12 protein-coding genes and 2 rRNA genes are annotated in these 19,803 nt (G+C 73.9%); 4 read left to right on the forward strand and 10 right to left on the reverse strand.

Annotation, left to right across the window (positions count from 1 at the left end; translation table 11 throughout):
- The first annotated feature begins 3 nt into the window (after nt 1–3).
- Genes PKE99_RS06190 through PKE99_RS06205 form a run of 4 tightly spaced genes read left to right on the forward strand, consistent with a single transcriptional unit; the run spans nt 4 to nt 5,097 of the window.
- Nucleotides 4–2,103, forward strand: a complete 2,100-nt coding sequence (locus PKE99_RS06190) for a prolyl oligopeptidase family serine peptidase (protein ID WP_037043277.1) — start codon at nt 4–6, stop codon at nt 2,101–2,103.
- Nucleotides 2,100–3,089, forward strand: coding sequence for a mechanosensitive ion channel family protein (locus PKE99_RS06195; protein ID WP_231498132.1), 990 nt, complete (start codon nt 2,100–2,102; stop codon nt 3,087–3,089). The genes PKE99_RS06190 and PKE99_RS06195 overlap by 4 nt, the downstream gene beginning before the upstream one ends.
- Nucleotides 3,086–3,469 (forward strand): globin, encoded by a 384-nt coding sequence (locus PKE99_RS06200; protein ID WP_037043275.1) that lies wholly within the window; start codon nt 3,086–3,088, stop codon nt 3,467–3,469. Before PKE99_RS06195 ends, PKE99_RS06200 begins: the two co-directional genes overlap by 4 nt.
- 38 nt (nt 3,470–3,507) lie before the next feature.
- Nucleotides 3,508–5,097 carry a glycoside hydrolase family 13 protein gene (locus PKE99_RS06205; RefSeq protein WP_037043273.1) on the forward strand — a complete coding sequence of 530 codons (1,590 nt, stop codon included), beginning with the start codon at nt 3,508–3,510 and terminating at the stop codon, nt 5,095–5,097.
- Nucleotides 5,098–5,167: 70 nt separating this feature from the next.
- Here PKE99_RS06205 and PKE99_RS06210 read toward each other — a convergent pair whose 3' ends face one another.
- The 10 genes from PKE99_RS06210 to PKE99_RS06255 form a co-directional block, all read right to left on the reverse strand.
- On the reverse strand, nt 5,168–5,812 hold the full coding sequence (locus tag PKE99_RS06210; protein WP_037043271.1) for a DUF8185 domain-containing protein: 645 nt from the start codon (nt 5,810–5,812) through the stop codon (nt 5,168–5,170).
- Nucleotides 5,809–6,246, reverse strand: a complete 438-nt coding sequence (locus PKE99_RS06215; protein WP_037043269.1) for an acyl-CoA thioesterase — start codon at nt 6,244–6,246, stop codon at nt 5,809–5,811. Before PKE99_RS06215 ends, PKE99_RS06210 begins: the two co-directional genes overlap by 4 nt.
- A complete protein-coding gene (locus PKE99_RS06220) occupies nt 6,183–6,923 on the reverse strand; it encodes an alpha/beta fold hydrolase (protein ID WP_063739703.1) in 741 nt (246 codons plus the stop codon). Before PKE99_RS06220 ends, PKE99_RS06215 begins: the two co-directional genes overlap by 64 nt.
- A 30-nt stretch (nt 6,924–6,953) precedes the next feature.
- The gene (locus PKE99_RS06225) at nt 6,954–7,340 is read right to left on the reverse strand and encodes an STAS domain-containing protein (protein WP_037043268.1); all 387 of its coding nucleotides are present in this window, start codon (nt 7,338–7,340) and stop codon (nt 6,954–6,956) included.
- Nucleotides 7,341–7,378: 38 nt separating this feature from the next.
- Nucleotides 7,379–12,103, reverse strand: coding sequence for an NAD-glutamate dehydrogenase (locus PKE99_RS06230; protein WP_051737123.1), 4,725 nt, complete (start codon nt 12,101–12,103; stop codon nt 7,379–7,381).
- Between the two features lie 254 nt (nt 12,104–12,357).
- Nucleotides 12,358–16,929 (reverse strand): hypothetical protein, encoded by a 4,572-nt coding sequence (locus PKE99_RS06235; RefSeq protein WP_156067374.1) that lies wholly within the window; start codon nt 16,927–16,929, stop codon nt 12,358–12,360.
- Nucleotides 16,930–17,008: 79 nt separating this feature from the next.
- On the reverse strand, nt 17,009–18,685 hold the full coding sequence (gene ettA / locus PKE99_RS06240; RefSeq protein ID WP_037043827.1) for an energy-dependent translational throttle protein EttA: 1,677 nt from the start codon (nt 18,683–18,685) through the stop codon (nt 17,009–17,011).
- A gap of 25 nt (nt 18,686–18,710) precedes the next feature.
- Nucleotides 18,711–19,226, reverse strand: coding sequence for a single-stranded DNA-binding protein (locus PKE99_RS06245; RefSeq protein WP_051737121.1), 516 nt, complete (start codon nt 19,224–19,226; stop codon nt 18,711–18,713).
- Between the two features lie 240 nt (nt 19,227–19,466).
- Nucleotides 19,467–19,583: ribosomal RNA gene (rrf, locus tag PKE99_RS06250) — 5S ribosomal RNA — on the reverse strand.
- Between the two features lie 122 nt (nt 19,584–19,705).
- Nucleotides 19,706–19,803, reverse strand: a 23S ribosomal RNA gene (locus PKE99_RS06255); the annotation flags it as partial.

The raw sequence follows: 19,803 nt of genomic DNA on the forward strand, positions 1-19,803 counted from the left end.
CGTGTGAGCACGCCGCCCTATCCCGTGGCGCCCCGCCTCGCTCTCGTCGAGGAGCTCCACGGGCGCCCGGTCGCCGATCCGTACCGCTGGCTCGAGGATCCGGAGGACCCCCGGACCCGCGAGTGGTCGGCGGTGCAGGACGAGCTCGCCCGCGGCCGGCTCGACGCCCTGCCCGGCCGCGAGGTCCTCGAGGCGCGGCTGCGCGATCTGCTCTCCGCCGGCTCGATCTCGGTGCCGCTCTGGCGGGCCGGGCGGGCGTTCTTCTCCCGCCGCGAGCCGGGCCAGGAGCACGCCGTGGTCCACGTCCGGGAGCCCGACGGGAGCGAGCGGGCCCTGCTCGACCCCATCGCCCTCGACCCGACCGGCCTGACCACGCTCGACACCTGGGTGCCGGACCTGGAGGGCGAGCGGATCGCCTACCAGGTCTCGCACGGCGGCGACGAGCAGTCGGTCCTCTCCCTGCTCGACGTCGCGACCGGCGAGGTCGTCGAGGGTCCCATCGACCGCTGCCGCTACTCGTCGGTGGCGTGGCTGCCCGGCGGCGCCGAGTTCGTCTACGTGCGCAAGGTCGCCCCCGGCGAGGTCGAGGACGGCGAGGAGGACTTCCACCGGCGTGTCTGGCGGCACCGCGTCGGCACCCCGGACACCGAGGACGAGCTGGTCACCGGCCCGGGCCTGTACGAGGACCACACCTACTACGGCGTGCGCGTGTCCCGCGACGGTCGCTGGCTGGTCGTGACCGCCAACGTCGGGACCGCCCGCCGCGACAGCGTGTGGATCACCGAGCTGAGCGACGGCAAGACCCCCGAGCTCGTCCCGATCCTCACCCAGGCGGACGACGTCCAGGCCACCTGCTGGGTCGAGCGCGACGGCCGCCTCTACATCCACACCACGGACGGGGCGCCGCGCTGGCGGCTCGCCGTCACCGACCCCGCCACGCCGCAGCGCGAGTACTGGCACGACCTGGTCCCCGAGGACCCCGGCTCGGTGCTGCAGGCCGTCCGCTGGCTCGAGCCCGCCCCGGGCACCGACGACGTGCCTCGACTCGTCGTCGCCCGGGCCCGGCACGCGGTCGCCGAGCTGGCCCTGCACGCCGTCGACGGCGCCCCGGTCGGGGAGATCCCGCTGCCGGGCACCGGCTCGCTCACCGGTCTCACGGTCGCGGACCGGGACACCCCGGACCGCTACGGGCAGGTCTGGATCGGCTGGACCGACCTCGTCACGCCGCCGCAGGTGCACCGGTACCAGCGGGGCACCACAGTGCTCGAGGCCACCGCGCCCGGCCAGGTCGAGCTGCCCGTCGTGCGCTCCGAGCTGCGCGAGTTCACCTCGAAGGACGGCACCACCGTCCGGATGTTCGTGGTCACCCCGGGCGAGGGGGACGGTCCTTGGCCGGTCCTGATGACCGGGTACGGCGGCTTCTCGATCGCCCGCGAGCCGGCGTACACGTCGTCGGCGCTGGCGTGGGTCGCCTCGGGGGGCGCGTACGCGCTCGTCGGGCTGCGCGGCGGCAGCGAGGAGGGCGAGACCTGGCACCTCGCCGGCAACCGCGCGAACAAGCAGAACGTGTTCGACGACTTCCACGCGGCCGGCGAGGCCCTCGTCGCCGCGGGCACCACCACGCCCGCGCAGCTCGGCATCCAGGGCGGCTCGAACGGCGGGCTGCTCGTCGGCGCCGCGCTGACCCAGCGCCCGGACCTGTACGCCGCCGTCGTCTGCTCGGCGCCGCTGCTGGACATGGTCCGCTACGAGCTGTTCTCCCTGGGCCGCACCTGGAACGACGAGTACGGCACCGCCGACGACCCCGAGCAGCTCGACTGGCTGCTCTCCTACTCGCCGTACCACCACGTCCGCGAGGGCGTGGCGTACCCGGCCACCCTCTTCACAGTCTTCGAGTCGGACACCCGGGTGGACCCGCTGCACGCCCGCAAGATGTGCGCGGCGCTGCAGCACGCCACCACCGGTGACCTGCTCGGGCGCCCCGTCCTGCTCCGGCGCGAGACCGACGTCGGGCACGGGGCGCGCTCGATCTCGCGCACCGTCGCGCTGTCCGTGGACACCCTGGCCTTCCTGGCCTTCCACACCGGTCTGGAGCTGACGTGACCCCTCTGCAGGACGCCGTCGACGCCCTGCCCCTCGCCGAGCCGCCCGCCTGCGCCGCGCAGGCCGGGAGCTGGTGCGCCCGCTTCTACGAGTGGACCAACAACGACTTCCTGGCCAGCTCGGCCGACGTCGTGGTCAACGGCACGATCAAGATCGTGCTGATCATCGTGGTCGCGTTCGTGGCGCGGCACCTGCTGCACCGCGCGATCACGCGGGTGGTGGAGGGCGCGTCGAACGGGGGCCTCTCCAAGGTGCTCGGCCGCGCGCCCAAGCGGATCCGCACCACCCCGCTCATCTCGCAGCGGCGCATCCAGCGCACCCGGACCATCGGCTCGGTGCTGCGCTCGATCACCTCCGCGGTGATCCTGCTGATCGCGGCGGTGATGATCCTCGCCGAGTTCGGCGTGGCGCTCGGGCCCATCCTGGCGTCGGCCGGGATCGTCGGCGTCGCCGTCGGTTTCGGCGCGCAGAACCTGGTGCGGGACTTCCTGTCGGGCATGTTCATGCTGCTCGAGGACCAGTACGGCGTCGGCGACATCGTCGACCTCGGCGAGGCCAGCGGCACGGTCGAGGCGGTCGGCCTGCGCATCACCACGATCCGGGACGTGCAGGGCACCGTCTGGTACGTCCGCAACGGCGAGATCCTGCGCGTGGGCAACAAGAGCCAGGGGTACGCCGTGGCCGTGGTCGACCTGCCGCTCGCCCACTCCGCGGACATGGCGGAGGTCTCCGAGCTGGCCGGGCGGGTCGCCGCCGAGCGCGTCGGGCAGGAGGACATCGCCGAGGACGTGCTGGAGGACCCGGAGGTCCTCGGCGTCGAGAAGGTGACCGCGGAGGGCGCCACGCTGCGGCTCACGGTCAAGGTCAACCCGGGCAAGCAGTGGGCCGTGCAGCGCGCGCTCAACGCCGCCATCACGGACGCGTTCGACGACGAGGGTGTCCCCCGGCCCGTGCCGCTCGGCCTCGGGGGGAGACTGGGCACGTGACCGCACCACAGAACTTCTACGCGGAGGTGGGGGGCGACAAGGTCTTCCACCAGATCGTCCACCGCTTCTACGAACAGGTCGCCGAGGACGAGATCCTCCGCCCGCTGTACCCCGAGGAGGACCTGGGCCCGGCCGAGGACCGGCTGCGGATGTTCCTCGAGCAGTACTGGGGCGGCCCCCGCACCTACTCCGAGCAGCGCGGACACCCGCGCCTGCGGATGCGGCACTTCCCGTTCACCATCGGCCCGATCGAGCGGGACGCGTGGCTGCGCTGCATGCGCGTGGCCGTCGACGAGTCCGACCTCGACGAGGCCCACCGCGCGCAGCTCTGGCAGTACCTGGAGTACGCCGCGGCGAGCATGGTCAACTCCGGCTTCTAGGTAGGGACCGGCCGCCGCGTTTGGCATGATGACGTCTCGTGCGGCACGACGGGCAGTGGTGGGCGGAGGCCGTCGTCTACCAGGTCTACGTCCGCAGCTTCGCCGACTCGGACGGCGACGGGGTCGGCGACCTCGCGGGCGTCCGCAGCCGGCTCGGGTACCTCGAGCTCCTCGGCGTCGACGCCCTCTGGCTGAGCCCCGTCAACCCGTCGCCGGGTCTCGACCACGGCTACGACGTGACCGATCCGCGCGAGGTCGACCCGCTGCTCGGCACGCTCGACGACCTCGACGGGCTGATCACCGACGCGCACGCGCACGGCCTGCGCGTGCTCGTCGACGTCGTGCCCAACCACACCTCGGACCAGCACGAGTGGTTCCGGGCGGCCGTGTCGTCGGCACCCGGGAGCCCGGAGCGGGCCCGCTACCACTTCCGTCCCGGCCGGGGCGATCGCGGCGAGCAGCCGCCGAACAACTGGCAGAGCGTGTTCGGCGGGCCGGCGTGGACCCGGCTCACCGCGACGGACGAGGACGGCACGAGCCGGCCGGACGAGTGGTACCTGCACCTGTTCGCCCCCGGCCAGCCGGACCTCAACTGGGAGAACCCCGAGGTCTGGGCGGACCTGGAGAAGACGCTGCGGTTCTGGTGCGACCGCGGCGTCGACGGCCTGCGGATCGACGTCGCGCACGGCATGGCCAAGGCCGCCGGGCTGCCGGACGACCGCCGGCAGCCCGGCTGGACCCCGGTGTCCGACGAGCTCGTCGACCCGCGTTTCGACCAGGACCCGGTGCACGACGTGCACCGGCTGATCCGCGCCGTGCTCGACCACTACCCGGACCGCATGGCCGTCGGCGAGGTCGGCACGGTGCGCGACGACGCCCGCTGGGCCGGCTACGTCCGCCGGGACGAGCTGCACCTCGCCTTCCACTCCGCGCTGCGGGACGCGGCCTACGACGCGGTCGCGGTGCGCGAGGCGATCGACCGCACCCTCGCGGCCGCGGGGTCCGCCGGTGCGCCCGCCGTGTGGACCTTGTCGAACCATGACCTCGTCCGCCCCGCGACCCGCTACGGGGAGGGCGCGGACGGCCCCGCCCGGGCGCGGGCGATGGCGCTGGTCGCGCTGGCCCTGCCCGGGACGGCGTACCTCTACCACGGCGACGAGCTCGGTCTGCCGGACGTCGAGCTCCCGGCGGAGGCGCGGCAGGACCCGACCTGGGAGCTGTCCGGGCACACCGACCCCGGCCGCGACGGCGCCCGGGTACCGCTGCCGTGGGAGGGCGAGGGCCCCGGCTACGGCTTCACCACCGGCACGCCGTGGCTCCCGATGCCCGAGGCGTACGGGGCGCTCACCGCCGCCGACCAGCTCGAGGACCCGAACTCCACGCTGTCGCTCTACCGGCACGCCCTCGATCTGCGCCGCAGCCATCCCGCCTTCCACGGCGACCAGGTCGAGTGGTTCGGGGCGCCGGCGGGCTGCCTCGCCTTCCGCCGCACCGGCTCCACCCTGGTCTGCGCACTCAACGCCGGCGACCGGCCCGTCCCGCTCCCGCCCGGCGACGTCCTGCTCACCAGCGCCCCGCTCACGGACTGCGGCGAGCTCCCCCCGGACACGGCCGCCTGGCTCGCCTGACCCGTGAGTGCCCACTGCCCCTAGAGCGGCAGTTCGCCCTCACGACCCCGTCTGAGCTGCGGAAATGCTGTCAGGTCAGCAGGGGCAGCGTGGTGATCCGCCGGCGGACGACGGCGCCGAAGCGGGCGTCGAGCCGCATCCACGAGCCCGTTGCGGAGACCCGCACGATCGGCTCCGGCCCCTCGCCCGCCCCGGTGTCGGCGCCGCCGAGGAAGCCCATGCCGGACAGGGCGAACAGCGCCCGCATCGGCACCGAGACCGTGCCCGGGACGTCGCCGGAGACCGTCAGCACGGTCTGGTCGAGCAGCGAGGCCGGCGGCCCCATCGGCCCGCCGTGCTCCCGGGCCAGGGCCAGCCCGCGCTCGGTCAGCGCCTCCAGCTCCCGCGCGGGGACGTCCTCGAGCCGGGTCCAGCCCTCGTCCGGCGGCAGCGTGCCCGTCCAGAACCCGGCGGCGCCGCCGAGGTCCACCTCCTCGGACCGGTCCACGGCCAGCGCGGTGAGCAGGGCGGATCCCTGGAGGGTGACGTCCTCCGGCTCCATCACCGCGGCGACCGAGCGGGTGGCGAGCGCCTCGAACGGGGTCGGTGCCCAGGCCGTCACCCGGCCGCGTGCGGACCGCAGCCTCACCGGCGCGGACTCGTCGAGGCGGACCAGCCGGGCGGTGAAGGCGCCCAGGTCCGCGCGCTCGGACGGGTCGGCGAACCGGAGGCTCACGACACCGCCTCGCTCGCCTCGGGGGCCCAGCGCAGCAGGAACGCCTTCTCCTCGGCCGTGAGCCGGCGCGGCCGATGACCGTTCAAGTCGAACAGCGCCATCCGGGTCTCGGCCTCGATCGCGACGGGATCGGACTCGGCCGGGCCCGCGCGCATGACGTAGTCGATCGTGAACGACGCGGCCCGCACGTCCCGCACGGTCATCTCGACCCGCAGGTCGTGCGCCCGGTACGGGATCTGCCGGCGGTACTCCACGCCCAGCCCGGCCACCAGCAGCCCGGCGGCGAAGGTGTCGACGCCCTCCGCGGCGGCGGCGGTGAACATCAGGTCGATGCGCGCCTCCTCGAGGAGCGTGACCGCCCGGGCGTGGTTCAGGTGCCGGTAGGAGTCCTGGTCGGTCCAGCGCAGCGGGACCTGGGCGACGTAGCGGGCCACCCGCCCACCCTCTCACCCGCTCGGACGGCCGCGACCAGCGCCTCCGCCACCTCGACCGGCCGGGACAGGGCGTTGAGGTGCCCGCCCGGCACCGCGACGACGTCGAGCCCGAGCCGCTCGCGGGCCACCCGCCGTTGGAAGGCCAGGGGGAACAGGCGGTCGTCGGCGCCGGCCAGCACCGTCGTCGGGACCTCCGGCCACGCCTCGAGCGGGTACGGCTCGGCGAACGAGCGCTCCGACTGGTTCCTGCCGCCGCGCCTCAGGTCGGCGCGCAGGTCGTCGGGCATGTCGTGCAGGAAGTCCCGCTCGAGGTCGAACCCGTCGAACCCCGCCTCGGCCCGGGCCTCGGCCTGCCTCGTGGCCTCCCACCAGCGCCCGGCGCTCTCCCCCGGCGCCGGGATCATCGGGTTCACCAGCACGAGCCGCCGGGCCTTCGTCGCCGCGCAGACCAGGGCGCCGGTGTAGGCGCCCATCGACTGCGCGACGACGACCGGATCGGGCCGGCCGCCGAGGGCTTCCAGGGCGAGGGCGGTGTAGTCCGCCCAGCCCACGGTCTCGTCGTCGGCGGGCAGGTCGACGGCGACGGGCTCGTGGCCGCGCGCCGTCAGCTCCGGGACGACCCGGTCCCAGTACCAGGCCTCGCCGCCCGCGCCGGGCAGCAGCAGGAACGTCGTCACGTGGGGGTGGACCGGCCGGGCGGCCGGAACTCATCGCTCCCGGCAGGCCGACGCGACGGAGCCGTGGAGGTCGAAGCTGCCGACCACCCGCAGCAGCTGCTCCTGCAGCGGATCGCCGGACACCACGACCCGCATCTCGCTCCCCCGGCGCCGGAACGTCTCCTGGGCCTCGGCGAGGCGGCGGGCGCCGCAGGCGGCCAGCAGCTCCACGCAGGTCAGGTCCACCACGACCCGGTCGGCGGCGTGCGACTCGACCCAGGAACCCATCTCGAAGCAGTTCGTCAGGTCGATCTCACCCGCCATCAGCAGCAGCGCGAGCCACGGGACCGGCCGCACGGCCCGCAGCTCCAGCGGCGTCCCGCCCGGATACTCGCGCAACGACGGCAGGGCGACCACCTTCGCGTCGCGGTCGTCCACGAGGGCCTCCCTCCGCCGCGGGTGTCGACCCCGTCACGCTACCGCGCGAGACCCCGCAACTGCCGGGAGACGACGGAGAGCGTGGCCAGGTCGAGCTGCCCGGCGCCGGCGATCTCCTGCAGCGCCGCCCGCGCGCGGACGAGCCGGGATGCGTTCGCCCGCTCCCACTGCGCGATCGTCTCCGGCACCGGCGTGCCCGGTGCGGCCTCGCGCAGCGCGTCGAGGGTGATCGAGCGCAGCGACCCGTAGAGGTCGTCCCGCAGCGCGAGCCGGGCGAGCTGGTGCCAGCGGTCGCCGCGGGGCAGCGCACTGACCGAGGTCAGCGCCACGTCGACGCCGAGGTGGTCGCTGAGCGCGAAGTACGTGCGCGCGACCTCCTCCGGGTCCCGCGGCTCGCCGTCGCGCTCGGACAGCTCGATCAGGTCGACGACGTCGAGCAACCCGAAGCCGTGCACCGCCGTCGCCGCGCGCCGGGCCAGCCGGTCGGGCACGCCCTCGTCGAGCAGCGCGGCGGTCCGGTTCTCCACGGCCTCCTTCTCCCGGCCCACGAGGAAGTCCGGGAGCCGGCGCCACAGCGTGCGCACCTGCCCGGCGAAGCGGGCGGCCTCGGCCCCGACGGCCAGGGGCTGGGGGCGGTTGGCGAGGAACCAGCGCGACGCCCTGTCCAGCAGCCGGCGGGACTCCAGGATCAGCCGGTCGGCGACCTCGACGGGCAGCCCGGCGGCGCGGATCTGCCGCCAGTGCGTCCGCAGCGCGTACACGCCGGTCACCACCGCGTAGGCGCGGACGGCGTCGGACGCGGCGGCGGCGGTCTCCTCGCCGATCCGGAACGCGAAGGTGATCCCGGCGCCGTCGACCATCTCGTTGACCAGCAGCGTGCAGAGGATCTCGCGGTGCAGCGGGTGGCGGCGGATCGCGTCGGGGAACCGCTCGCGCAGCGGGTGCGGGAAGTACTCCGGCAGCCGGGGCGCGAACGCGGCCCCCTCGAGCAGGTCGCTGTCGAGCAGCCGGCGGGTGAGGTCGAGCTTGACGTGCGCGAGCAGCGTCGACAGCTCCGGCCCGGTGAGGCCCTCCCCGGACCGTTCGAGGGCCTTGAACCCCGCCGGCGTGGGCAGCACCTCCAGGGCCCGGTCCAGCCCGGTGCGTTCCTCCAGGTCCGCGATGACCCGGGAGTGCACGTTGGCCATCTCGCCGGAGTGCGACCGGGCGACGCCGAGGACGGCGTTCTGGTCGGTGTTGTCGGCCAGGACCAGCGAGGCGACCTCGTCGGTCATCTCGGCGAGCAGGGCGTTACGCCCCGGGCGGTCGAGCTCGCCGACGGTGACCAACCGGTCCAGCAGGATCTTGATGTTGACCTCGTGGTCGGAGCAGTCCACGCCGGCCGAGTTGTCGATCGCGTCGGTGTTGACCCGCCCGCCGTGGCGGGCGTACTCGATCCGGCCGCGCTGGGTCAGCCCGAGGTTGCCGCCCTCGCCGACGACCTTGACCCGCAGCTCCCGGCCGTCGACCCGGATGACGTCGTTGGCCTTGTCCCCGGCGTCGGCGTGCCCCTCGGTGGAGGCCTTGACGTAGGTGCCGATGCCGCCGTTCCACAGCAGGTCGGCCGGGGCGAGCAGGATCGCCCGGATCAGCTCGGGCGGGCTCAGCTTCACCACGTGCTCGGACAGGCCCAGCGCCTCCCGCATCTCCGGGCCGACCGGCACCGCCTTGGCCGTGCGCGGCCAGACCCCGCCGCCGGGACTGATGGCGGAGCGGTCGTAGTCGTCCCACGAGCTGCGGGGCAGCGCGAACAGCCGGCTCCGCTCGGCGAACCCGCGAGCGGCATCCGGCGTCGGGTCGACGAACACGTGCCGGTGGTCGAAGGCCGCCACCAGCCGGATGTGCTCGGAGAGCAGCATCCCGTTGCCGAACACGTCGCCGGACATGTCCCCGACGCCGACGACCGTGAAGTCCTGGGTCTGGGTGTCGACCCCGAGCTCGGAGAAGTGCCGCTTGACGCTCTCCCAGGCGCCGCGGGCGGTGATGCCCATGGCCTTGTGGTCGTAGCCGACCGAGCCGCCGGAGGCGAACGCGTCACCGAGCCAGAAGTCGTAGCTCGCGGCGACCTCGTTGGCCACGTCGGAGAACCGGGCGGTGCCCTTGTCCGCGGCGACGACCAGGTAGGAGTCGTCGCCGTCGTGACGCACCACGTCCGGCGGCGGGACGGTCTCGCCCCGCACCAGATTGTCGGTGACGTCGAGCAGCCCGGAGATGAAGAGCCGGTAGCAGGCCTCGACCTCGGCCGGGTCCGGCCGGGCGGCGCGGACCACGAACCCGCCCTTGGCGCCGACGGGCACGATCACCGCGTTCTTCACCATCTGGGCCTTGACCAGGCCGAGGATCTCGGTGCGGAAGTCCTGCGGGCGGTCGGACCAGCGCAGCCCGCCGCGGGCGACCGGCCCGAACCGCAGGTGCACGCCCTCCATCCGCGGCGAGTACACGAAGATCTCGAAGCGCGGCCGCGGCGCGGGCATGTCCGGCACCGCGGCCGGGTCGATCTTGAACGAGGTGAACGCGCGGTCGCGGAACCAGTTCGTGCGCAGCGTCGCGACGATCGTCGCCAGGAAGCCGCGCAGGATCCGGTCCGCGTCCAGGCCGGTGACCTGGTCGATCAGCGTGGTGACCTCGGTCAGCGCCTCCTCGGTGACCTTCGACCGGTTCTCCTCGGCCGGGTCGAACCGGGCCCGGAACAGCTTCACCAGCCCGCGTGCGACGGCGGGCTGGGCCAGCAGCGTGTCCGCCATGTACTGCACCCCGAAGGTGCTCCCGACCTGCCGCGAGTAGCGGGCATAGGCACGCAACAGCGCCGCCTCCCGCCAGTGCAGACCGGCGTGCAGCACCAGCGCGGAGAACCGGTCCGCCTCGGCGTCGCCGCCCCAGGTCGCGCGGAAGGCGGCGCAGAAGTCCCGGTCCAGCGCGGCCTCGTCGCGGCCGGCGAGGTCGGTGTCGGCGAAGTCGGCGGGGTCGAGGCGCAGCCCGAAGTCGTAGAGCCAGCAGCGGCGGCCGTCGGGCCGGACGAACTCCGACGGGTGCTCGTCGACGACCTCCACGCCCAGGTGCTGCAGTACCGGCAGGATCCGGGTCAGCGACACCGGCGCGTCCAGGTAGATCGCCAGCCGGCGCTCGCCGTTCTCGTGGTGGAGCCGGACGTCGAACCCGCCCTCCGGCAGCGCCAGGATCCGCTTCAGGTCCTCCACCGCGCGCTCGGGCCGGACGCCCGCCTTGTAGGAGTCCGGGACGCCGGCGAGCAGGCCGGGCACCGTGGCCGTCGCCGCCGGAGCGCCGAGCCGGTCGACGAGCCGGTCGTCCCAGGTCCGGACGGCCTCCGTGAGGGCGTCGGTGAGCTCCTGCGCGTCCGGGTCGACCGGCGCCTGCGCGGCGTCGGTCTGCACCATGAAGTGCACCTGCGCGTAGGGGGCCTCGGTGACACGCGCGGTGTAGTCGACGGTGCTGCCGCGCAGCCGGTCTCGCAGGACCTCGGCCATCGCCAGCCGGCTCGTCGTGGTGTACCGGTCGCGCGGCACGTAGACCAGGCACGAGACGAACCGGTGGTGCGGGTCCCGGCGCAGGAACACCCGCACGGCGCGACGGCCCGCCAGCCCCAGGACGCCGACCCCGACGTCGTGCAGGTACTCCGTCGTCGCGCTGAACAGCTCCTCGCGCGGCAGTCCGGAGATCACCTCGAGCATCTGCTGCCCCGAGTACGACTCCTGCGGGAAGCCCGCCCTCCGGATCGCCCGGCGCACCCGCCGCGCGATGACCGGGATGTCGAGCACGCTCTCGTACATTCCCGGGACCGTGAGCATGCCGAGGAAACGGTGCTCGCCGGTGGGCGCGCCGTGCTGGTCGAAGGTGCGCAGGCCCACGTAGTACGGGTGCGCAGGGCGCAGCACCCGGCTGCGCACGCCGGCGCGGGTGAGGATCAGCAGCTCCTCGGCCCGGTCCGCCCCGCCGCCGTCCGGGACGAACGCACCGTTGTCGAGCGTGTCCCGGCGCAGGACACCCAGGCCCGACGCGAGCTCGGGCCGCAGCCGCTCGCCGTCGATCCGGTAGTGGCGGTAGCCGAGGAAGGTGAAGTGGCCGTCGGCGAGCCAGCGGAGGAACTGGGCGGTCTCGTGGCGCTCGGAGCCGCGGTCGGTGCGGACCCCGCGGGGCACGAGTTCCTCGGCGAGCAGCTCGTCGGCGAGGGTGCGGATCCGGCGTTCCATCCGGTCGCCGTCCTCGACGGTCTCGCGGACGTCGTGCAACGCGTCGCGCAGCTCCTCGGTGAGGGCGGCGGGATCGACGGCGGCGTTCAGGTCCAGGCGGATCCAGGACTCGGCGAACGTGCCGCGGGGCGGGTCCGCGGGGTCGGCGTCGGGCAGGACCTCCTGCAGCTGCCCCGCCACGTCCCGCCGCACGACGACGATCGGGTGCAGCAACCGCCGCATCTCCGCCCCGGCGCGCGACACCGCGACCAGGGTCGAGCCGACGAGGTAGGGCATGTCGTCGGTGACGATCCGGACGGCCGTCCCCTCGACCTGGACGAGCGGCTCGCCGACCAGGCGGCGGGCGGCCAGCGACAGCTGCTCGGCCGCGACCTCGGCGAGCCGGGGCAGCTCCGGGCTGTCGGCGTGGGCGGGCGCCCCGTCCGCGGGCGCGTGCCGGGCGTAGAGGGCGGTCAGGCCCTCCAGATCCGCGTCGGCCGGCTCCGCGGCGGTGGTGTGCTCACGGGTCCGGCTCATTCTCGGCGACTCCGGGTCTTGCGAGGGTTGCTCGGGGCGGCGTCCACCCTAGCCCCCGATCGGCTGATCGCGGCGCCGGCCCGAGCGCGATCCGGTCACCCAGGGGAAGCGCCTGGTGGCGGTGGGTGGCAACGGTCGTCCCCGTTCGCTCCACCGCGGCCGGCCGCCGTTGCCGGCCGTCCTGTCGGCCCGGGCGGTGTCGGCCCCGGGCGGACCAGCTCGATGTGGAGGCCGTCAGAGTCCGTCAGAGTCCGTCAGAGGCCGCGGTACGCCGCCATCGCGCCGGCGAGGAGGTCCCCGAGGCCCAGGGACTCGGTGGGCGTCTCCTTCGCCGCCGCACCACCCGGTTCGGCGGCGCCGCCGGACTCGGTCGCAGCGTCGGCGTTCGTCGCGGAGTCGGTCGCCGCGGCACCGGGGTCACCGGTGCCGTCAGTCCGGTGGTCGGCCTGGCCGGCCGGACGATCGTCCCGTCGCGCCGGCGTCGCCGAGGCTCCGGGCGATCCGGTGCCGGCGGCAGCTGCCGGTGGCGTCGAGGCGGCGGAAGGTGCCGCGGTGGGCGCCGTCGAGCCGGCCGGGTCGCCCTCGTCGTCCGCCGTGCCCTCGGCGCCGGCGGATCCGGCTGCTCGCCGGTGCCGACGGCCGCCGCTCCCGGGGCGGACCGCCAGGTCCTCCATCCGGAACGCAGCCGCACTCGTGCGCCCGCTCGACGACCGCCCCCCGGGCGGCGGCTCCAGGTCCTGGATGAGCTGTACCCCGGTGACGCCGTCCGTCCCGTGCACGGTGCCCCGCAACCGCGCGCCCCGGAGCTCCGCCCCGCCGTCGACGCTCGTGGCCAGATCCCGCATCACCGGGTGCAGCCACGCCGCGGTCTCGCTCCGGTCACGCCCCGGCAGGTCGACGCGCAGGGTGCTGGGGTCCTCGCTCCGCACGCGACCGCGGCTCGGGAGGTGCACCCGCATCCGGTCGGTGAGCCCCCGTAGCACCCGCTCGGCGTCCGGCGACCCGATCCGCCGGTCCCCGTCCACGAGGTCGAGCACCACGGACGTGCCCACCGCATCACTGTCGCTCTCGGTGGGCTCGCTCCGATCGACAGGCAGGGCCCCCGACAGCGCGTCCGGCTTGCCCCACACGCGGTCCAGTTCCGCGATCGCCGAGCGCAACCAGTCGTCCGCCGCCTGCGCCGCGGCCGACGGCTCGACCCCCGCCGGCGCCGGCTCACCCGCCCGCGCCGACGTCCCGTCGAGTGCCGACAGCCCGCCGTCCCCCGGCGTGCCCGTGCTCACCACGTCCTGAGGTCCGGACACTCCGGCACGCCCCAGCTCGTCCCCCCGGGTCCGCTCGGCACCGCTCGCCTCGCTCGACTCACCCGCCCGCCCCGACTCACGCCCTCGGCCCGACTCACCTCCGCGCCCCGACACAGCTTCGCGCCCGGACTCGGCTCCCTGGCTCGGCGCAGTGCCGCGACCCGGCTCAGGTCCACGGCCCCACACCCCTTCGCGGCCCGGCTCACCTCCGCGCCACGGCTCGGTCGCCCGGCCAGGCTCAGTCGCGCGAACGTTGTCGTCCGCGCGACCCAAGTCCTCGACGCTGCTCAGCTCGTCGGCCCGACCCAGGTCATCGCCGCGACCGAGCGCATCGGCGCGGCCCAGCTCATCGGCCCGAGTACGGCGCGCGCCGGCCCGGCCCGGCTCGCTCGCACCGCCCAGCGCACCGAGGCTCGCCTCCGCGGCGCCGCGCCGCTCGGCAACCGGCTCGCCGTGTCGTGCCGGCGCGGTCGACGCCGTGCGCTCGGACTGTGCCTCGGCAGCCTCGCGCGCCCGGCGCCGAGCAGCGCGGCCTCCACCCTCCGAAGCAGCTAGCAGGTCCGCCACCAGACGCGCGGCAGGCTGCCCCTCCGCGGAGAGCCGGTCGGCCGAGCGACGCGACCGGGACCGCTCGCCCTCGGCCGCCCGCGCCCCACGGACCTCACTGCGCAGCACGTCCTCGACCTGCGCACGAGACCTGGCCGAGCGCTCAGCACTCTGCGCCTCGGTTCCCGCGCTCGACTCCCGGGCGCCCTCGTGACCGGGACGCTCAACCTCGCTCGGGCCGGCGGCTGCGGGGCCACGTCTGGCCCCCTCCACACTTCCGTTGGAGAGTTCGTCGCTGATCCGGCCAGGACGTCCAGCCGAGTCGCCCCGCTCGTCACCCGCCTCGCCCCGCGGCTGCGAATCGTCGCCTTCCCGGCGCAGCCCCGCGGTCGTCCGCGCAACGCCCTCATCCGACCCGGGGCTGACACCACTGCGATCGTCGACAACGCCGGGCAGGTCGTCGTGATCGGACCGCAGACGGGGCCAGGAACGGGGCCGTCCGTCGTCGCTCCACTGACCCGAGGCCCGCAGCTCCGAGATCAACGCGTCCCCGAGCAGTGACCCGTAGGACGCCGTCCGCCGCTGGTCCGCGTCGTCGATCGGGACCGCGGTCGCCATGGTCCGCGGACCAGTCTTCGCGGGTGGCTCGTGTGCGCGCTCGGACTCACCCTCGGCGTCGGTCGACGTGCTCGGCGAGTCGACCGAGCCGCCGAACAGCGCACTCCATCCGCTGTCGCTGCGGCCACGGCCCGGCGCCGGTTCTCGGACCCGGCCGTTCGTGGCCGTCGCCGGGTCGTCGCGGAGCACCGACCCCCGCCCGTCGTCCTGCGAGCTGCGCCTTGCGCTCGTCGCGCCGGCGCCATCGGTCGGGCGTTCGTCCGGGCTCGTGGGCGCCTCGCCCTCGCCCCGCCGCACATCCCGACGGCCGTGCACGGTCTCCTGCTCGTCACGGCGTCCGACGCCGGCAATCGGGAGGAGGTCCTCGGCACCGCCCCGGCTCGCGCGACCGGAGGCCGGGAACAGACCTTCGGCAGGGCCACCACGGCTCGCGCCGGCAGAGTTGCCGCCTCCGCGCCGACCAGTACCCGTAACGACATCCTCGCGGCCACGACCCACGGCCGCGGAGTCGCCTTCGCTGCGCCGACGACCGGGCTCCGACAGGGCGCCTTCGGGGCGGGCGCCCCGAGCCGAGTCTGCGGAGTCGTTCCCCTCGCCGCGCCTGCGGCCGACGGTCGGGGCCACCCCCTCGTCGAGATCACCCGGCCCCGAGCCTGCGGAGCCGACCCCTGCACCTCGGGTGCGATCGGAGGCCGACGCTGCGCCGCCGGCGGTCTCCGCGCGCTGCCCGCCGCGAATCGCCTCGAGGGTTGCGGCCGGACCGGCGTCGTTGCGCCGCCTGGCGCCATGGTCACCGGACCGCACAACGCTGCGCGTGCCCGGGTCGCCGATCTTGGCGCGGTCGGCGTCGGTCCGCCCGGTGCCGACGGTCAGCTCGGCACCGCCGTCGTCCTTCCGCCGCCGCCCGGCCGTCACCTCGAGCTCGTCGGCGACCTCGTCCACTGCGCGGCGCCGACGGCCGCCGCCCTCGGCGGCCGTCGTCTCGCGACGGTGCACCGCGGATCGCGGCTCGGCCAACGGATCAGCGATCGAGCTGCTCCACGCGGCCGGCAGGATCCCTGCGTCGAGTCCGCCCAGCAGGGCGTCGATCGCGCTCGTCGGTCCCGTGACGCTCGCGGCCGGGTGCGCAGGAGACGTCCCGTTCCGCGTTCCGCTTCCGGGCAGGGTGCCGGGGGACGCGCCGGTACCCGTTTCCGTGGCACGGGAACGACCGGGCGTGCCGGCACCATTGGCGTCGGCCCGGCCGTCGGCACGCGGAGCGCTGCCACCTGCAGCGGACCCGACGACGTCGCGGCGCCCTCGATCGGGAGTGCTGTCGCCGATCAGCCGATCGGCAACAGCGGCGACCAGCTCGCGGAACCGCCGCCCGCGCTCCGCGTCGCGATGCTCCGCCTCGAGCCCGGCCCGCGTCGCGGCCAGGGCGACGTCCAGCCGGCCCTGCTTCTCGACGAGGTCGCCGAGCGCGATGCGGCACGCACCCTCGAGCCCGGGGCTGTCGGCGGCGGCCGCGTACTGGGCGGCCTCGGCCAACGCCCGCTCGGCCGCGGCGCCGTCGTCGGCCGTCGCTTGCGCGACGACGAGCCGGAGCTGCGCGGCCTGCCGCGTCGCCTTCGTTCCCGCGCGTCCGGCCACCGCATCCGCCAGCGCGCGTGCCTCCGTGCGACGTCCGGCCTCGAGCAGGGCGCCGAGCCGCTGCGCCGTGAGCGCGTCGACCAGATGGGGTGACACCGGACCGGGGGTCTCTGCGTCGCCGGCTCCGAGGACGCGCAGCCCTTCGGCGGCGGCGTCGACGGCCTCGTCCGGTCGCCCGCCCTCCCGTGCGGCCGACGCCCGCGCGAGCGCGACGGCAGCCGCGTAGGCGGGGCCGGGCAACAGACGTGCGGCCTCCGCCCGAGCGTCGTCGAGGAGGCCGCTCACCTCGCCCGACTGGTCACCGGTCCCACAGCGCGCCAGGACCAGCCGAGCGTCGAACCGGGACTCCGGCGACTCGTCGGCACGTGTCAGGACAACCTGTGCGAGCCGCCGGGCGAGGGCGACATCGCCGTTGTCCCGGCACGCCAAGGCGACCTCGACCAGCAGACGCAGGGCCGCCGTGTCCGCAGGATCGACGTCCACCCCTTCCAGCGCCGCGAGCGCCTCGACGACGGCCGAGCGGCCGTCGCCCACCGCCGCGATCCCGTGCACCCGCCACCCGAGGGCGGCGAGCCACAGGGCCGGGTCGCCGGACCGCGCCGCATCGGCGACGTGCCCGGCGAGATCGGCCGTGAGATCCGGCCTGCTCCACCGCAGCGACGAGGCGACACCGACCATCGCCGCCCCGGAGATCTGGTCCCCGTCGTGCCGGACCACTTCGGACATGCACCCTCCCGTGCACCCCGACTCCGGGGTCGCTCCCGCTGCCGCTCCGTGCCCTCAGGCCGCCGGAGAGTGATAGCTCTCAGTCACGGGTCAGCTTACGGTGCGTCACACGGTGCGGTCGCGCGGCATCCGCTCCGAGGCGCTCGATCTTGTTCTTCTCGTACGCCTCGAAGTTGCCCTCGAACCAGAACCAGCTGGCCGGGTTCTCGTCCGTGCCCTCCCACGCGAGGATGTGGGTCACGACGCGGTCGAGGAACCAGCGGTCGTGGGAGATCACCACGGCGCAGCCCGGGAACTGCTCCAGCGCGTTCTCCAGCGACCCCAGGGTCTCGACGTCCAGGTCGTTCGTCGGCTCGTCGAGCAGGATCAGGTTGCCGCCCAGCTTGAGCGTGAGGGCCAGGTTCAGCCGGTTCCGCTCACCACCGGACAGCACGCCGGCCGGCTTCTGCTGGTCCGGGCCCTTGAACCCGAACGCCGCGACGTAGGCCCGGGACGGCATCTCGGTCTGCCCGACGTGGATGTAGTCGAGCCCGTCGGACACGACCTCCCACACGTTCTTCTTCGGGTCGATGCCGGCCCGGTTCTGGTCGACGTACGACAGCTTGACCGTGTCGCCGACCTTCACCTCGCCCGAGTCCGGCTTCTCCAGGCCGACGATCGTCTTGAACAGCGTGGTCTTGCCCACACCGTTCGGCCCGATGACGCCCACGATGCCGTTGCGGGGCAGCGAGAAGGACAGGTCCTTGATGAGCTGCCGCCCGTCGAAGCCCTTGTCCAGGTGCGAGACCTCGACGACGGTGTTACCCAGGCGGGGGCCCGGCGGGATCTGGATCTCCTCGAAGTCCAGCTTGCGGTGCCGGTCCGCCTCGGCCGCCATCTCCTCGTAGCGGTCGAGCCGCGAGCGGCTCTTCGCCTGGCGCGCCTTGGGGTTGGAGCGGACCCAGGCCAGCTCCTCCTTCAGCCGCCGCTGCAGCTTCGCGTCCTTCTTGCCCTGGACGGCGAGCCGCTCCGCCTTCTTCTCCAGGTAGGTCGAGTAGTTGCCCTCGTAGGGGAAGGTGCGGCCGCGGTCCAGCTCGAGGATCCACTGCGCCACGTTGTCGAGGAAGTACCGGTCGTGGGTGACGGCCAGGACCGCGCCCGGGTAGGAGCTGAGGAACTGCTCCAGCCACAGGACGCTCTCGGCGTCGAGGTGGTTGGTCGGCTCGTCGAGCAGCAGGAGGTCCGGCTTCGACAGCAGGAGCTTGCACAGCGCGACCCGGCGGCGCTCACCACCGGAGAGGTGAGTGACCTCGGCGTCCGGCGGCGGGCACCGCAGCGCGTCCATCGCCTGCTCGAGCTGGGAGTCGAGTTCCCAGGCATCGGCGTGGTCGAGCTCCTCCTGGAGGGTGCCCATCTCCTCCATCAGCGCGTCCGAGTAGTCCGTCGCCATCTGCTCGGCGATCTGGTTGTACCGGTCGAGCTTCTGCTTGATCTCGCCGACGCCCTCCTCGACGTTCCCGAGGACGGTCTTCTCCTCGTTCAGCGCGGGCTCCTGCTGGAGGATGCCGACCGTCGCCCCGGGCGCCAGGAATGCCTCGCCGTTGTTGGGCTGGTCCAGCCCCGCCATGATCCGCAGCACGCTCGACTTGCCGGCGCCGTTCGGCCCCACGACACCGATCTTGGCCCCCGGGTAGAAGCTGATCGAGGCGTTGTCGAGGATGACCTTGTCGCCGTGCGCCTTGCGCACGTTCTTCATGGTGTAGATGAACTCCGCCACGCCCACGATGGTAGTTCCGCCCGGGTCAGGCCCTCGCGGCCGGTACGACCTCGGCCACCTGTCCGAGCCGCTCCTCCTCCGGTGCGGAGCGCGGACCGATCGGCACACCCTCCTGGGCAGCACCTTCGTCGCCCGGCACCGGCGTGCCGGCCTCCTCCACCAGGCTGCCGTCGGCGGTCCGTCGCACCCTGGTGACAGCGGCCATCGCCGTGTTGAGGTCGGGCCCGACGGCGTCGGCGACGAGGGTGACCGCGGTGCGGGTGCGCCCCTCCTGCTCGTAGTCCCGCACGTACAGCCGGCCGTGCGCGATCACCGGGTCGCCCTTCACGAACGACCCCTGCACGTTGCGGCCCAGGTGCTTGCGCCAGATGTCGACGGACACGTAGGAGGTCGACGACTCCTTCCACTGCCCGGTCGTGCGGTCCAGGTACCCGTGGTTGCAAGCCATTCGGAAGGAGACGACCTCGCGGCCGCCACCCAGGTCCCGCGTGACAGGCGCATTCGTCAGGCGGCCCACCACGGTCGTCAGGATCTCGGTCATCTTCTCGCTCCTCGTATCGGTCTCATCCGGTGCACCAAGCATCGGCCGAGGACGGGAGCTCGGCGGTACGAATGTCGATCCTGTGGACACGCGGACCCGGGTGGGGAAAGATCGACGTCTCCCGACACGGCGAGGCGAAAAATTGTCGGTGGAGCTTGGTAGCCGCTTCCGCCGCACTCTGAGCCGAGAACGCGAGAAAGGCCCCGGAACCGAAGTTCCGGGGCCTTTCCCAAGGTTTGATGTCGGCGGCGACCTACTCTCCCACACCCTGGCGAGTGCAGTACCATCGGCGCTGGAGGGCTTAGCTTCCGGGTTCGGGATGGGACCGGGCGTTCCCCCTCCGCAATGACCACCGACAACACTATTCACCTATCCCAGCCTTGCCCTTCGACGAGGGACCGACCGGGTCGAACACCAACCGCCGGCAAAACACCGATGGTTGTGTGCTCAGGGTCACACAGTGGATGCGAACAACATGTCGTGGCAAGCCCTCGGCCTATTAGTACCAGTCAACTCCACCCCTCACAGGGCTTCCATCTCTGGCCTATCAACCCAGTCGTCTACTGGGAGCCTTACC

Source organism: Pseudonocardia halophobica (assembly GCF_027922425.1).
GTDB lineage: Bacteria > Actinomycetota > Actinomycetes > Mycobacteriales > Pseudonocardiaceae > Pseudonocardia > Pseudonocardia halophobica.